Source organism: Staphylococcus sp. HMSC062A01, assembly GCF_001836805.1.
Lineage (GTDB): Bacteria > Bacillota > Bacilli > Staphylococcales > Staphylococcaceae > Staphylococcus > Staphylococcus haemolyticus.
Genome location: NZ_KV830640.1, coordinates 44,661 through 60,316 on the forward strand (window position 1 = coordinate 44,661; position 15,656 = coordinate 60,316).

15 protein-coding genes are annotated in these 15,656 nt (G+C 32.8%); 4 read left to right on the forward strand and 11 right to left on the reverse strand.

Annotated elements, in window-relative coordinates:
- Positions 1-73: 73 nt before the first annotated feature.
- From HMPREF2715_RS09285 to norA, 7 genes are all read right to left on the reverse strand, one after another.
- Positions 74-1,450 carry a hemolysin family protein gene (locus HMPREF2715_RS09285; RefSeq protein WP_070441859.1) on the reverse strand — a complete coding sequence of 459 codons (1,377 nt, stop codon included), beginning with the start codon at positions 1,448-1,450 and terminating at the stop codon, positions 74-76.
- 555 nt (positions 1,451-2,005) lie between these two features.
- Positions 2,006-3,979, reverse strand: coding sequence for a PTS fructose transporter subunit IIABC (locus HMPREF2715_RS09290; RefSeq protein WP_070839901.1), 1,974 nt, complete (start codon positions 3,977-3,979; stop codon positions 2,006-2,008).
- Between the two features lie 5 nt (positions 3,980-3,984).
- The gene (gene pfkB / locus HMPREF2715_RS09295) at positions 3,985-4,905 is read right to left on the reverse strand and encodes a 1-phosphofructokinase (protein WP_070441865.1); all 921 of its coding nucleotides are present in this window, start codon (positions 4,903-4,905) and stop codon (positions 3,985-3,987) included.
- Positions 4,906-4,907: 2 nt separating this feature from the next.
- On the reverse strand, positions 4,908-5,663 hold the full coding sequence (locus HMPREF2715_RS09300; protein ID WP_070441868.1) for a DeoR/GlpR family DNA-binding transcription regulator: 756 nt from the start codon (positions 5,661-5,663) through the stop codon (positions 4,908-4,910).
- A gap of 153 nt (positions 5,664-5,816) precedes the next feature.
- A complete protein-coding gene (gene ybaK / locus HMPREF2715_RS09305; protein ID WP_037548444.1) occupies positions 5,817-6,296 on the reverse strand; it encodes a Cys-tRNA(Pro) deacylase in 480 nt (159 codons plus the stop codon).
- Positions 6,297-6,392: 96 nt separating this feature from the next.
- On the reverse strand, positions 6,393-6,878 hold the full coding sequence (locus HMPREF2715_RS09310) for a hypothetical protein (protein ID WP_070581438.1): 486 nt from the start codon (positions 6,876-6,878) through the stop codon (positions 6,393-6,395).
- A gap of 260 nt (positions 6,879-7,138) precedes the next feature.
- Entirely contained in the window at positions 7,139-8,311 is a 1,173-nt protein-coding gene (norA, locus tag HMPREF2715_RS09315; RefSeq protein WP_070441874.1) for a multidrug efflux MFS transporter NorA, read from the reverse strand.
- A 240-nt stretch (positions 8,312-8,551) separates the two neighbouring features.
- Here norA and HMPREF2715_RS09320 point away from each other — a divergent pair, with 240 nt between their 5' ends.
- The 3 genes from HMPREF2715_RS09320 (at position 8,552) to HMPREF2715_RS09330 (ending at position 10,095) form a co-directional block, all read left to right on the forward strand.
- Positions 8,552-8,971, forward strand: coding sequence for a PPC domain-containing DNA-binding protein (locus HMPREF2715_RS09320; protein WP_070581439.1), 420 nt, complete (start codon positions 8,552-8,554; stop codon positions 8,969-8,971).
- 231 nt (positions 8,972-9,202) lie between these two features.
- Positions 9,203-9,820 carry a DUF1361 domain-containing protein gene (locus tag HMPREF2715_RS09325; protein ID WP_070441877.1) on the forward strand — a complete coding sequence of 206 codons (618 nt, stop codon included), beginning with the start codon at positions 9,203-9,205 and terminating at the stop codon, positions 9,818-9,820.
- Positions 9,817-10,095 (forward strand): hypothetical protein, encoded by a 279-nt coding sequence (locus HMPREF2715_RS09330; protein WP_011276462.1) that lies wholly within the window; start codon positions 9,817-9,819, stop codon positions 10,093-10,095. Before HMPREF2715_RS09325 ends, HMPREF2715_RS09330 begins: the two co-directional genes overlap by 4 nt.
- Before the next feature lie 302 nt (positions 10,096-10,397).
- On the opposite strand, the gene HMPREF2715_RS09340 is transcribed toward HMPREF2715_RS09330, so the two are convergent.
- The 4 genes from HMPREF2715_RS09340 to HMPREF2715_RS09355 all read right to left on the reverse strand — a co-directional run bounded on the left by HMPREF2715_RS09340 (position 10,398) and on the right by HMPREF2715_RS09355 (position 14,910).
- On the reverse strand, positions 10,398-11,771 hold the full coding sequence (locus HMPREF2715_RS09340; RefSeq protein ID WP_070581441.1) for a cryptochrome/photolyase family protein: 1,374 nt from the start codon (positions 11,769-11,771) through the stop codon (positions 10,398-10,400).
- A 98-nt stretch (positions 11,772-11,869) separates the two neighbouring features.
- Complete coding sequence (locus HMPREF2715_RS09345) at positions 11,870-13,435, reverse strand: SLC13 family permease (RefSeq protein WP_070581442.1); 1,566 nt, start codon at positions 13,433-13,435, stop codon at positions 11,870-11,872.
- Between the two features lie 175 nt (positions 13,436-13,610).
- Positions 13,611-13,907, reverse strand: coding sequence for a hypothetical protein (locus HMPREF2715_RS09350; RefSeq protein ID WP_037536459.1), 297 nt, complete (start codon positions 13,905-13,907; stop codon positions 13,611-13,613).
- A 73-nt stretch (positions 13,908-13,980) separates the two neighbouring features.
- Positions 13,981-14,910 (reverse strand): CobW family GTP-binding protein, encoded by a 930-nt coding sequence (locus HMPREF2715_RS09355; protein WP_070441887.1) that lies wholly within the window; start codon positions 14,908-14,910, stop codon positions 13,981-13,983.
- Between the two features lie 223 nt (positions 14,911-15,133).
- On the opposite strand from HMPREF2715_RS09355, the gene HMPREF2715_RS09360 reads away from it, so the two are divergent.
- Positions 15,134-15,571: a global transcriptional regulator MgrA gene (locus tag HMPREF2715_RS09360; protein WP_053024932.1), complete on the forward strand. Its 438-nt coding sequence runs from the start codon at positions 15,134-15,136 to the stop codon at positions 15,569-15,571.
- The last annotated feature ends 85 nt before the right edge of the window (positions 15,572-15,656 follow it).

Genomic DNA, 15,656 nt, shown 5'->3' on the forward strand with positions numbered 1-15,656 from the left:
TCTCAGCTCAGTCAGCTTATGCAAATTTGCGATATAGCTTTGTATAATATTAATTCATCCAATACTCTTTAAATTATTCACGACTTTCATCGCTATTATCTTTTTTATCTTCACTTTCATCTTCGACTTTACCGAATGTTAGTCTATTATCGATGAACTCATATTTAAGTACAACCCAAACTAGTTGATGATTGTCCATTTCAGACACAATCCAACGATCATATTGCGTATCGATATGATCTTCAACTTGTAAATTAGTGTTGTGGGCTTGGAGCCAACCACCTATTGTATCAATGTCTTCTGAATCTTCAAATTCAATGTTGAATTTTTCATTGAGGTCATCAAGAAGGACACGTCCATTAATCTGATACGTATCTTCACCAAGTTTAACGATGTCATTTACTTCATCATCATCAAACTCATCACGTATTTCACCGACAATTTCTTCAAGAATATCTTCCATTGTTAAAATACCAGCTGTGCCACCGTACTCATCAATAATTAAACTGATATGTACGTGTTCACGTTGCATTCTAACTAACGCATCACTAATGGGAGTTGTCTCTGAAATCATTGGTAATTCATGGATATAATTATTGATTTTGATAGGTTTCCCAGAAGCATACTCTGTTAAGAATTCTTTAACGTTAATGAAACCTTTAATATGGTCTTTGTCTCCATCCTCAGTAATGGGGTAACGTGTAAATTGATGTTCTTTAATCGTCTCTAATAATTCGTCAACATTAAATGGTTCATTTAAAGTCACCATCTGAGTACGTGGTACCATGATATCTTTTGCATGTCTCTCATCAAATGAAAAGATATTTTGCATATAGTTTAATTCTGTTTGGTTGATTTCTCCACCATTATAACTGTTGTTAATAATGATCTTAATTTCCTCTTCTGACATAGCATCAGTTTGAGCGTCTGGATCAACACCCAACATTCTAATTATCACACGTGCTGAACCATTCATTAACCAAATCAAAGGTTTCATTATATTACCGAAATAGTACAATGGTCTAGCGTAAGTTAGGGCTAATTTTTCTGTATGTTGAATTGCTATAGATTTCGGTGCTAATTCACCTAATACTACATGTAAGTAAGTCACTACGATGAATGAAATTACAAATGAGATTGTTGTAGTTAATGCATCAGGTAACTGTAATAAGTTAAATAGAGGATGCAACAATTTTTCAAATGTTGGTTCCCCTAACCAACCTAATCCTAATGAAGTAACTGTAATACCTAATTGACAGGCTGATAAATAATAGTCAAGATTCGCAATCATCTTTTTGACAATTTTAGCGCTACGATTACCTTCTTCAGCTAATTGTTCAATACGCGTTGAACGTACTTTAACTAATGCAAATTCTGAACCTACGAATACTGTTGTTAATGCTATTAATAGAAAAAATATTACTAAATTTATTAAGGTCACTGTATCCAATTAATTCCCTATTCCTAGGGATTCACCTCCAAATAAATGTGTCCCATATGGGTAACACGAATTTAATTCGTAATGTACTTTGACGATATAAACACATGTTAAGACCTTCCCATTGCGACACCCCCGAAAAAATGTATTACTTTTATTTTATCATATATTAATTACCAATAGTTGATTGTAACGCTTTTGATTAAAAAGTTACAACTTATCATTTAAAACTAATATTGCGTAATAGTCAAGAGAGGACTACACTAAAGCGCTTGGAAGTCACAAAGCATAAATTCTTTATCACTAAAACGCTTTTCTTCCTATGACATACTCTCATATGTCTACCCATTTTTACATATTTTAATGACTCTATATCAATTTGAAATGATAATGTTTTATTATCACTGTAATTTATGACTAAGACAAAAATGAAGTAAGACATAATTCATAATGAATTCATTATCTTGTCTTAATCTTGATAATATAGACTCCTCGTCTAGTTATGAAGAATAAATTAAAGTATTAAAAAATCTCTTGCCCAATTATTAGGGCAAGAGATTTTTATTTCTATTCATCCATAGCTTTTGAAGCTTCAATTTCGTTTTTAGTTACTTTTGGTTTCAATAAACCATACATAATTGCTGAAACAAGAGTACCTACAATTAAAGCAATTAATGTTTGTAAGATATGACTAAAGTCAGTCGCTGCAATAACAATGATACCACCGTGTGGTGCATTGATTCTTGAACCTAATGCTAATGCAATTGCACCACCTACACCTGAACCTACCATCATTGATGGGATCACACGTAATGGGTCAGCTGCAGCAAATGGAATTGCACCCTCAGTGATGAATGATAAGCCCATCACATAGTTTGGCACGATAGAACCACGTTGTTCTTTAGTGAATTTACGTTTAAAGAATATCATTGCTGTTGCGATTGCTAATGGTGGAATCATACCGCCTACCATTGCTGCTGTAATTGGTGCGGCATTTCCTTCTGTCAATGCTGCTGTGGCGAATACATATGCTGCTTTGTTAAATGGTCCACCCATATCGATAGCCATCATTGCACCGATAACTAAACCAAGTAATACAATATTTGAACCTGATAAGCTATTTAATCCATTTAATAATAAGTTATTTAACCATGCTGCTGGCGGGTTAAATGCATAAATCATTAATAAACCAGTGATAGTTACACTTAATAATGGATAAATTAACGTTGGTTTTAAACCTTCAACTGCTTGTGGTAAGCCACGTGTAATATATTTAATACCTTGTGTTAAGTAACCTGCTAAGAAACCTGCAATAATACCACCGATAAATCCAGAACCACCAGAAATTGCTAACATACCGCCAACTAAACCAGCTGCGAAACCTGGTTTATCTGCAATACTACGAGCGATGAAACCTGATAAGATTGGAATGATTAAGGCAAAGGCACTCTTATTACCTATATTCCATAATTGTTCTGCAAAAGCGTTGTGCTCAGAGCTTTTAGGGTCAAATGAGTTAGCCCCGAATAAGAATACAATAGCCATCAAGATACCACCAGCAATTACTAAAGGTAGCATATTTGATACACCGTTCATTAAGTGTTTATAGAACGCTTTACCAAAGCTTTGTTTCTCATTACTTTCACTATCTGTAGATTTAGAGTTACCACCACGTGCTACAAATGGTTTACGACTTGTATCAAGTGCTGTGTTAATAAGTTCTTCTGGTCGTTTGATACCATCAGCAACTGGTACTTCAACTACGTTTTTACCGTCGAAACGATCTGTTTCAACATGAACATCTGCAGCTACGATAACACCTGTCGCACGTTCGATGTCTTGTTGAGTTAAATGGTTTTTAATACCGCCTGAACCATTTGTTTCAACTTTCATTTTAACGCCCATTTTATCGGCTTGTTTTTTCAATGCATCGCGAGCCATATAAGTATGTGCGATACCTGTAGGACATGCTGTAACAGCTAATACATAAGGCTCATTAGTATCTGTCGTATTTGCAGAACCACTTGTCGCACCAGCGGTCGCTGCCTCTTGTTCTTGTACTTCTTTTTCCTCTTCTTTAGTTGCTTCATCATCCGCATTATCAATAATTTGAAGCACTTCTTCAGGAGAGTTAGCATGTAGTAAGCTTTCTCTCACTTTATCATCCATTAAAATACCAGATAATTTAGCTAGTGCATCTAAGTGTGTTTGTGCGCCACCTTCTGGAGCAGCAATCATAAAGAATAAATGTGCTGGTTGACCGTCTAAACTTTGGTAATCCACACCTTCCTTAGATTTACCAAAAGCAATGGCTGGAGATTTTACTGCTGCTACTTTTGCATGAGGAATAGCAATTCCTTCTCCAATACCTGTTGTACTTTGTGATTCACGATTATGGATTGCTTCTTTAAATTGAGCAATATCACTTAACTTGCCAGCTTTATCTAATTGATTCACTAATTTATCAATGACACCATTTTTATCAGACGCTGATAAATCCATAGCAATTGTATCTTTTGTTAGTAATTCTGTTATTCTCATTAATTTTACTCCCCATCAAGTACTGTAATAGTAACCTGTGATTTAATTTTTTCTATATCTTCTATTGTCGCTAAATCTTCAGTAAATGCTGTTGCTGTCCCAGAAGCAACAGCTTGTTGAAATGCATCTTCAAGTGATAATCCGGATTCAAGACCTGCCACCATACCAGCAACAGTGCTATCTCCTGAACCAACCGTATTAACAACTTGTCCTTTAGGATTTTGAGCTTTTATACTACGTGCTTTATCTATATAAATTGCACCATCTCCACCTAAAGATATAATGACTGATTGTGCACCTTCTTTTAATATTTCACGACCATACTTAACAACATCTTGGTCGCTCTCAACAGTCATATCAAACATTTCTTCTAATTCATCTTTATTAGGTTTAATAAATAATGGTTGATATTTTAGCACTGTGTTAACTAAATCTTTTTCAGCATCAACCACCAATTTTGCACCTGTGCTTTGAGTTATTTCTGCAATTTGAGCATACGCATCACTTGGAATACTCTTAGGTACACTACCAGCAACAATGACTGTATCTTCCTTTGTTGTCTGTTTAATTTGATTTAATAATGCTAGGAATTGGTCATCAGTAATAGACGGTCCAGGTGCATTAATTTCAGTTTCGTCACCAGATTTAAGTTTTACATTAATACGTGTATCATCATCAACTTTAATAAAGTCCGTTTTAATTTGACTTTCTTCTAATGTCTGAGCTATAAATTCTCCAGGAAAACCTCCAGCAAATCCTAATGCTGTAGATGATACACCTAGTGTTTTTAAAACACGAGATACATTGATACCTTTTCCACCTGCAAATTTATAAGTAGATGTCGCTCTATTTAACCCTTTTATTTCAAATCCATTAGTAAACATAATGTAGTCAATAGATGGATTGAATGTTACTGTATAAATCATGATTAACCTCCTATAAACACGTACTTCTCTTTATATTGTTCAAAATGTGAAAGTTCTATTGTTTGCTTTGAAACCACCATTTCAACATGGTTTTGACTAATTGGCACATGTGCAAAATAAACTTCATCTATTTTTGAATGATCAAGTAAAACATATGATTGATTTGCTTGTTCCATGGCCTTCTCTTTTATTAGTGCCTCTTTTTCATCTGGTGTCGTAAGACCATATTTTAAATCTAAACCATTCATTCCTAAAAAAGCCTTATCAAAACAATAACGACTCAAGGTATCAAGTGCACTAGCACCTACTGTGGCAAATGTTGTTTCTTTAACCTGTCCACCTATCATCAAAGTTTTGATGCCTTGGTTAAGTAACTTTTCAACATGTGTTAATCCATTTGTAACCACTACAATATTTTGTGCTTTAATGAATGGAATCATTTCAATCGTTGATGAACCAGCATCCATAAAAATGCAGTCATTATCTTCGATGAGTTTTGCAGCAAATTGACCAATCACTCTTTTTTCTTTTAAATTTTGCGACAATTTATCCGACAGAATTGGTTCATTATTTCTATTACTATTTAATGTTGCTCCTCCATGAACTCTTTGAAGTCGACCTTGTTGTTGCAATTTCGATAAATCTCTTCTAACAGTTGAAGCGCTGCAACCTGTTCGCTCTATTAATTCTTGGAGTGTGAGAAAATCTTTTTTCTTTAATTCCTGAAGTATTAAGTCATGTCTTTTTTCAGAAATCATTTAACCACCCCGCTTCAACTCACATTGTAATGTGTACGCTTACATTTTTCAATCACAAATTGTCAAAATCAATCAAAAACATTCATTTCGGTTTAAAAATTAACAGATATTACACAATTTGTCATCCCATTTGTAATATCTGTCACTATGTTGCTATTTTTGAGTAATGTCTTCTACTTGTGCATTTGTCATTGAAACAAGATCCTCAAGTTGTAACACAATTTGAATTCCTCGTTGTCCACCACTCACGATAATTTTTTCGCGTAAAGAAGCAGATTGATCAATCGTAGTTGGAAATAAATGTTTCATACCTACTGGAGAACAACCACCTCGTATATAACCTGTTACTTGTTTCAAATTATCTAATGGCATTAGCTGTAATTTCTTTTCATTAACGACACTTGCCGCTGCTTTCATATCTAATGACTCACTGACTGGAACTACAAATACGAAATGATCATGTTCAGCATTTTCTAATACAAGTGTTTTAAAAACATCATGGACATTTTCACCGACTAATTCTGCAACGCGTTCACCATCCATATGCCCATCTTCCAATTCAAATGTTTTGACTTCATAATCTATTTTGGCTCTGTCTAACATACGCATCGCATTTGTTTTCTTATGTTTCATACACGTTCACCTCAAATTCATCTTTAACTATAATCTTACTACGCTTTCTATGAAAAATAAAAAGAGCGCTCTTCTCTATTATAAGAAAAGGCGCGCTCATTGTGCGTTATTAGATAAGGCTTCTATTTTACCCGTTTTATTTACTGCAATATTACTACTTTGTGATTGATGGTTTGGATTCAATTGATACGTAATATCTTGATTCGTTTCACCACTACGTTCTAAATTGACCACTTTACCATATTGATGATTCGTATAATTTTGAGCAATTATTCTACATTCTTCAGAAGAATATTCATGCTTATTACTATTTGCATTGTCATGGGAAGTGGAATCTATTTTATTATAGTGTGTTTTCATTTTGCGTTCATCGGCATTTTTCTCTGATGCTTTAGCTGTGTGGCTTGTAGTAATATCTAACATTTTTTCAGTTGCAGAGACACTACTCATCTTTGAAAATGTAGAAATTGTCTGATGCACTTTAACTAAGGCATTTTGGTTTGTAGCTATAAATAATAAGAAAGCTAGACATAACGATAAAATTACAGCCACCATACCTAAAAGTATGTTTTTTAAATTCATCTCCTTACCCACATTTCTCTCTAAATTTTTATTTATCTTAACATATATATAGAGTAAAAATAATTATGTAGACTGCAATTTAAAATAACTGTAATCTTTGTAATACTTCTATTAATAATCGACGCTATATTGTTACAATTTAACAACATAAATGTAAAAACAAGCAATGACATCGTCAATTTTTCAATTAAAAACGAATGATGTCATTGCCTATTCTATTTAATATTCATATTATCTCTTACTTATCTATTCTATGGTCTTTACTTCGTTGTGTGTTTTCGACGTCTCGTTGCTTGCAGTGCTTTTTCAACAAAAATAATCACGATACCGAACAACATAACTATGATTGCCATATATAAAGGAAATTCCACGTTAACATCAAATAAAGCGCCTGCTACTAATGGACCTACAAAGTTCCCCATACTAGTAAATGTGGAGTTTAATCCACCCGCAAAACCTTGACGATTACCTGCAATGTTAGAGAAGTAGTTCGTAAGTGCTGGACGAATCAAATCGAATCCAATGAACACGATAAAACTAATAAACATGATCGTCCAATAACTATGCGACAAGATTAATAAACCAAGTACAATCGCTGAATAGAGTAATGACCAGATAATAAAGGTTAATTCAGTCATGTATTTCATAAATTTGTCGAAGAAAAAGACTTGGAATACCGCTCCTGCTACGCCACCACCAACAATTGCGATTGAAATATCACGTGGTGTATAGTTGGCTTTCTCAGATGTATAAAGTGAGAATAATGTTTCAAATGCTGATAGACCAAATGCCAGTACTAATGTCAAAATAATTGGCGTAATAAATACTTTCCAGTTAATTTTTGTAAATACTTCCGGTTCGATTGAATGGAATCCTTCAGTTGTTTCTTTGCGTGGGTTATGAATTAATAATAAAGACATGATAAATGCTAATACACCTAAAGTTCCCGCAAAGTAAAATGGAGCTCGATGAGAGAATTCCGCTAAAAATCCGCCAATCCCTGGACCTAGAATAAAGCCTGAATTGATAATAGCTGACATGTACCCAAAGTTCTTGGCTTTGTCTTTAGCTGGTGAAATATCTGCAATCATACCAGTTACACCAGGCATTACCATTCCTGCACTAAAACCACCTAATATACGAGAAGCGATTAATACAGGAAAATGATGACCGATAGCGAATAGAAACTCCGATATGGCAAATAGAACTAGACCAATGCAAATAATTAATTTTTTTCCAAGTTTATCAGCCATCGTACCACCGAATGGTGAAATAATCATTTGAGATAAGGCAAACACTGCTACCAATATGCCTAAGTCGCTACCTTTTAGACCTAAATCTTTTAAGTAAACGGGGAGTACAGGTATTACCAATCCGATACCTACAAAGATTAAGAAAATATTGAAGTACAATGTAAATAATTGTTTTTTCATGATGACACCTCATTTCATTTTTTGTTTGGTAAATTTTATCATTTCATTGAAGATCAATTTTAATCACGCTTCTGATTAAATATAAATGAGCTACGTCTAATAACATAGTTGAAAATTACATAATATTAGGACATTGTATACTATTTAACTTCTATATTACAATAGTAAGATTTAAATTCTAAGCAATAAAACTTACTGGCTAGTATAATGTAGGTAACTTATCAAATTGAGGTGACGATGATGAAATATAATAAAGATGGTCAAACGTTTCTTTTAGTGCTAGACAAAGGCGAAGATATTGTAGAAGTCCTAACACAATTTGCTGTGGAGCAAGAAATGAAATTCGGTTCAGTTAGTGGTATAGGCGCATGTGACAACGTAACGTTGAATTTTTACAATTTAGACACTCAAAAATATGAAGCACGTGAAGTTAATGAAGCTTTAGAACTAACAAGTTTAATTGGCAATATTTCACATATTGATGATAAACCATTTGCGCATTTACATGGAACATTCGGAACACATGATTTCCAAACATTGAGTGGTCATTTAACGAAAGCTGTTGTATCAGCTACGGCTGAAATAGTAATTCAAATGACTAACTTAGATGTTAATCGTACACATGATGAAGAAACTGGATTGAACTTATTAAGACCTTAATGCAATTATATAAATTAAATTAGCCCATAGATGACATATTTAGATATGCATCTATGGGTTATTATATGTATTCCTCATTTATTACATTAAAATAGCGTTTTATATCTTTAAATTTCTTTTGACTAGATAAACATAATGCTTAAATATTTGATTACCATTTAGGTAACCTTTATTATTAATCATTGACTAACTAAAATAAACTCTTATTTTTTAAAGAAAGTAGTGTTTAACATGACTTCGCGTTATATTGCCAGAATATATTTCATAATACTTTTCACATTCTCACTATTTGAAACACGTGTTTTTAATTTTATGAGTTTAAACCTCTTTTTAGCTTATATACCATTTGAGTTATGTTTACTATTAAGATTATTTAAGCCAAGAAAAAAATATGAATGGCCACTATTTTTAATATTTGGTTTAATTTTTGTATTGCTAGTGCCTAATACGTTTTATATGCTAACGGATTTAATTCATTTAAATCAATTTACATTTGATTTTTATGTTCAATTAAATATTATGGAATGGCTGTATTTTACTTACCTATTATTAGGCGTCTTTTTAGCAATGTATTGTATGATTCTTATATTTATAAATTTGATGCATTTCACTTCAAACTTATGGCTAAATCGTACTCTAATTGTAGTGCTTATGTTCTTAAATGGTTTGGGTATTTATATGGGTCGATTTTTGAGATTCCATACTGTTCATTTGATTACTGAACCTTTCACTATTATTCATCAGGTGATTGCATCTTTAAATACACAATCCATAACATTTATTTTACTTATGGTATTACTACAAACCGTAATCATTATATTCGTGAAAGGAGTGAGAGTGGCAAAATGATTTGGCACATTATGATTCTTCTAATCATTATTATTGCTTTACAACTCATTATTGGACATTTCTTTCATAAAAATGGTTTTAGTATGACACATAGTATTATCCTTATGTTATTACCACTTGGTATTGGTTTGTATCTCGTTCAAATTTTTTATTATGAACGCCGTTATCCTAAATGGGAAGTGCCATTAAATGTCAAACTACGATTAAAATATATGTATTTAGTTACTTTCTTAGAATACGTAGCCGTATATATATGCCTATTTGCCTTAAAATAACACTCAAAACCTTGGTGAAAGTAAGTGTTCACACACTTACGTAAGTAGTTCTAATATAGGTAATGAAACATAGTTGAGTGCGGGGCCCCAACAAAGAGAATTTCTTAAAGAAATTCCACGAGCTAAGAAAGTTGGGGTGCGGGGCCCCAGCAAAGAGATTTTCAACAAGAAAATCTACAAGCTAAGCAAGCTGGGGTGTAATAAATTTTGGAAAATATTATTTCTGCCCCACTCCCTTCTAACAAAAGTAAATTGGAGTGAGACAACATTTAATTTGATTGCTATCTCACTCCAATTATTTTTTATATTTGTTTAAATACTGACATAACATGATCTCTTGCTTCTTTATGATCGACTAGTGGTTTTGGATAATCCTGACCTAGTTTAATACCTTCTTGTTCTAACTCCGCTTCATGTTTAATAGGTTCATGTAATAATTTAGGAGTAACATCATTTAACTGTGGTATAAACGTTTTAATGTATAAAGCATCTTTATCAAATCGTTCACTCTGACGACTTGGATTAAACATTCTAAAGTAAGGAACAGCATCTGTTCCTGTAGATGCAGACCATTGCCAACCATGTACATTTGATGCGGAATCAAAATCGATTAATTTTCTTCTAAAATAATCTTCACCCCAAGTCCAATCAATGAACAAATCTTTCGTTAAAAACTGTGAAACAACCATTCTCATACGATTATGCATAAATCCAGTTTGATTTAATTCAGTCATTGCTGCGTCAACTATTGGAAAACCAGTATGCCCTTCACACCAACTTTTAAATTCATCCTTATTATACTCCCATTTAATGTCACGATATTTTTCATTAAATGCCTCATGAGCTGTGTTTGGATATTGTGTCATTAACACATAATAGAACTCTCTGAACATCAATTCTCGTATAAGCTGTTCAATATTATGTTCGTCCTCTTCATAACGCTCTAACAATTGAGTAACAATTTGTTTAATGTCTATTATGCCATAAGCTAAAATGATACTTAACTGACTCGTTAAGACTTCAGGCAAATATTCACGATTGGTTTCATAATTTTGTATGTCTTGATCTATGTAATCATTCCATTTTTTAATTGCTTTTGATTCTGAAAGGCCAAACTTCGAATAATCTTGGTTTAACTTTTGCTGAGATTTCACGAATAAATCGGACAAGTCCTTTAATTTATAGGCATAAGAGTCATGCTTTCTTAGTTTGGAACGATGTGCCTTATAAAAGCTGGTAAACACTTTGTATGGTTCCCCTTGTTTGTTCATCGTAGCGCTTGGTTTGAAATAGTGATTGGCACGCACTGTGGTAACTGTAATATTGTGCTTGTTAAAAGCCTTTTTTAAATGACGAATATCATAACTTTCTTGATGATAACTCATAATATCGCCAGCAACAATAACTTCATTGATAGATTTATCCTCACAAAAATCTCCTAAATCACTATAGTCTAACAAGAAGGGTTCAATATCATACTGTCTTAAGTCATTTAGAAATGATTGCATTACACCAAAATAATAATTTGCTTTCATGTCTGTGTCATCTTCTTCGAATATTTCCTGTGGAATAATGAGGTAGCATTTCTCAATATCCTCTTTATTTTGATGAATATATTCAAATAATGGATTATTATTAATTCGGAAAACGCGATTTAGTATTACACCTATAGTCATCATTTCACTCCTGTTATTAAAGGTTCATTAACTTTACCCTTTTTCCAATAATTAAAATCAGAAACTTTATGTTTCGACCTAATGGAAAACCAAAGTCTTTAAACCAATCCTAACCATTTCCAATACGTCAAACTAAATATAATCACTAAGATATAGGCAATAACCGTTAGTGGTACACCTGTCTTTAGGAAGTCTTTAACTGTGAATGTACCCGTACCATAAGCAAGCATGTTTTGTGGTGCGCTAACGGGTAATAAGAAACCAAAGCTAATTACAAATTGTTGAATTAGAACAAATCCAATCGATTGATCACCTAAATGTAATGTAGCTGTAAGTGATATAAATACTGGTATAAGCGCCGAAGATAAACTTGTTGCACTCGCAAACCCAAGATGGATCAAGATATTAAATAGTGTTATAAGAGCAATAGTAGCTATGAGTGGCATATGTTGTAACCCCATAAGCCCGAAGGTTTGGTCACTCAGCCACTGTGCAGCGCCTGTTTTTAATAGTACATTCCCTAGTGAAATCCCTACTCCAAATACTATAATTGTTCCCCAAGGTATTGTTTTTTCTACACCTTTCCATGTAATAACACCAACTTTAGGTGTTAACATAATTGCCAAAGCAATTAAAGTAATGGACGCAGAGTCTATAGGATGTAGAATCTTTTCAGTAGACCAGAAGAAAAGTAATAACACAGATATCATTATCAGACGCCATTCTCTAAAAGAGACTGGTCCTAATTTATCTAATTCTTCTTTGATCAATTCTTTACCGCCTTCAATTTCTTTATGTTCAGGCGGCATCACTTTCATCATGATAAAGAATAACGCGATTGACATAAGGATAGACCATGGTGCAGCATATAAGAACCATTCTCCCCATGACACATCGTGTCCTAAGTTCTGATTAATAAAATTAGTAGCTACAATATTTTGAGCAGCCGCTGTTTTTATACCAATGTTCCAAATCGAAACAGCCTGGACTGCTGTAATAATTAAAAGTGATGCAAGTTTACTTTCCTTTGATACTTTGAATGCGGCAATCATACCTAATAAGATTGGTACAACTGCACCCGCTCTTGCAGTTGCTGAAGGAACAAAGAAAGCTAGTAAAATTGAAACTAAGATTGCACCGATAACAATATTACGTGTTTTATTACCTACAATTGATAGCACTAGTAAAGCCAAACGTTTATGTAATTGCGTCTCTTGCATCGCTGCTGCCAAAAATAATGCCGCTGCTACTAATGCAACCGCAGATGTCGAAAATCCACTAAAGGCATGCGTTAATGCATTTCCCGTGCCTAACCAATCTGTGCCAGATAATATTTTATCTCCCTCTTTTGGATTACCTAGTTTCTCTGACAGTTGTTGGACTGGACTAAATCCACAAATTAAAATGATTAAACCTAAAATCATTGTTGCTGATACTGGATACGTCACAGCTTCGGTTACCCACATAATAACGGCAAACGCTAAGATGGCAAGTGCTCCTTTTGCCATTATTGGTAACCCTGCTGGTGTTGGTAATAACAAGATAATTAATAAAATGGCAAAGCTTATAATAATCCAAAATGGCTTATAACCACTTTTACTCTTTTTTTCCTTTTTATTTTTTAAAAGGTTGTTATTCTCCTGTGTAGCCTGCACTTTTTCCATAGTTACCACTCCCTTAATTCGTCAAATTCAGTATATCAAGAAAGCGCTTCAATGATGATGGAATGTGACAAAATACACAAAACATTCACTTTTCATATTATTTTAAGCATAAAAAAACTTTGTGATAACGTCTTACTGACTATCACAAAGTCTATGTCATTCTTAACAAAATTATTTAACCAAAAATTTCACGATTTAAGCCAAACACATATAATAGCGTAAAGAATGTAGCCGCACTCAAAACAGTCAAAATTAAAGATAAAATAAGTGTTCGTTTGAAGCGATTAATAAAAGCTATGAATAAAATACCTAAATTGTATGCAAAAAAGAGTCCGAATAAAGCCATTGTCACTTTAATGTTAGTATAAAATATATTAAACAATAGTACGATAATAGCAAAAACTGTATAAGGAATCGTAATACATCTAAATTCAAAACGAATTTGCTTCGTACGTTTATCCTCGTTATTCATGGTCAAACCCTCCTATTTTTATTATAAAACATAAAAAAGTAAACGCCTATGTCATAACTGTGACAAAACGATATTATGTGAATTGAATCATATCAAGTTGATTACGTAATCTATCTGTATCTAATGACTCTCCAATGATAACGATAGTCATCGGTACGTCTTTATCGATAATGCCATAATCAGGTAAGCCCATTGCATATTGAAATTCATATGTTACTTCTGGTAGATCTCTAAACTTCACAAATCCTTTTAAGCGAAGTACACTATCTGGCAAACGCATAATAAATTGATAAAATAACTGACGGTCTATTGCTGCTGTAAATGTATACTGCATCGACTGAATCCCATGATGATGTGTATGTTTATGCTGAATTTCATTATGTTGAATCACTTTACCATTGATTTGTTCATCGTTAAATTGACTATAAGTAGTAATAATTATAGGCGCTTGTGGATTGAGTTTATTTAAATTTTCTTTAACGTCGTTAAGTGCTTCTTCACCTATTAAATCAATTTTATTTAGTATTATCGTATCACTATAACGTAATTGTTCTTCTAATAACTGAGTTGTTGAAGGACTATAGACTTCTTTTTTAGTGAATCTTTGTGCATCTACAATACCAATAATTGTTGGTTCGTGAATATTTTTTATTATTGTAGGGTCTTGGCAAGCCGAATAAATCTCAAGGGGATGCGCTAAACCAGTTGCTTCTATAAGAATATGACTCGTATCTGTTTGATCAATCAACTGTTTTAATTGGTTAACTAAATCGTTATTTAAATCACAGCATACGCAGCCATTAATTAATGAATGAATAGAAACATCATTTCCAAGTAATAAACTATCAACGTCAAAAGATCCAAATTCATTCATTATAATTGTTATTTTCTCATCTTTTTTTAATAATTGCTCTATATAATGTTTTAGAAATGTAGTTTTACCACTTCCTAAAAAGCCATTTACGATTGTAATTGATATTTTTTCATTTTTATTATTTATCATTTTAAAATCTCTTTTCTTTTTAAAATTAATTTGAATATGATAATATATGTATTTATTTTAGATTACACTTGATTAAAATAGAAATATCTTCTAGAATTTAAACATACTTTAATTTTAGCATGGCATTGAGACGAAGTGTGTTGCAAGTTATATTTTATACAACATAGACGAAATTTAATCCGAAACATAGAGAGACGGATAGAATGTCTGGAGGAGAACTTTAATGTCTGAACAACATAATTTGAAAGAGCAACTCTGCTTTAGTTTGTACAATGCACAAAGACAAGTTAATCGCTACTATTCAAATAAAGTCTTTAAAAAGTACAATCTTACGTACCCACAATTTTTAGTGCTAAGTATTTTATGGGATGAATCTCCTGTAAATGTTAAAAAGGTAGTTACAGAACTAGCTTTAGATACTGGTACTGTATCACCTTTATTAAAAAGAATGGAACAAGTTGACCTCATCAAACGCGAACGATCTGAAGTTGATCAACGTGAAGTATTTATTCATCTTACTGAGAAAAGCGAAAAAATCAAACCTGAATTAAGCGATGCATCTCAAAAAGTCGCGAATGCTTCTTCTTTAAGTAATGATGAAGTACATGAACTCAATCGTCTATTGGGAAAAGTCATCAATGCTTTTACCGAGTCAAAGTAAAATGACATGCTAATACTAAGCCAATTAAAGTTATTCGTTTCGAATCAAATTACTATATATTTATCAATAACGAAAAACCTGAGTT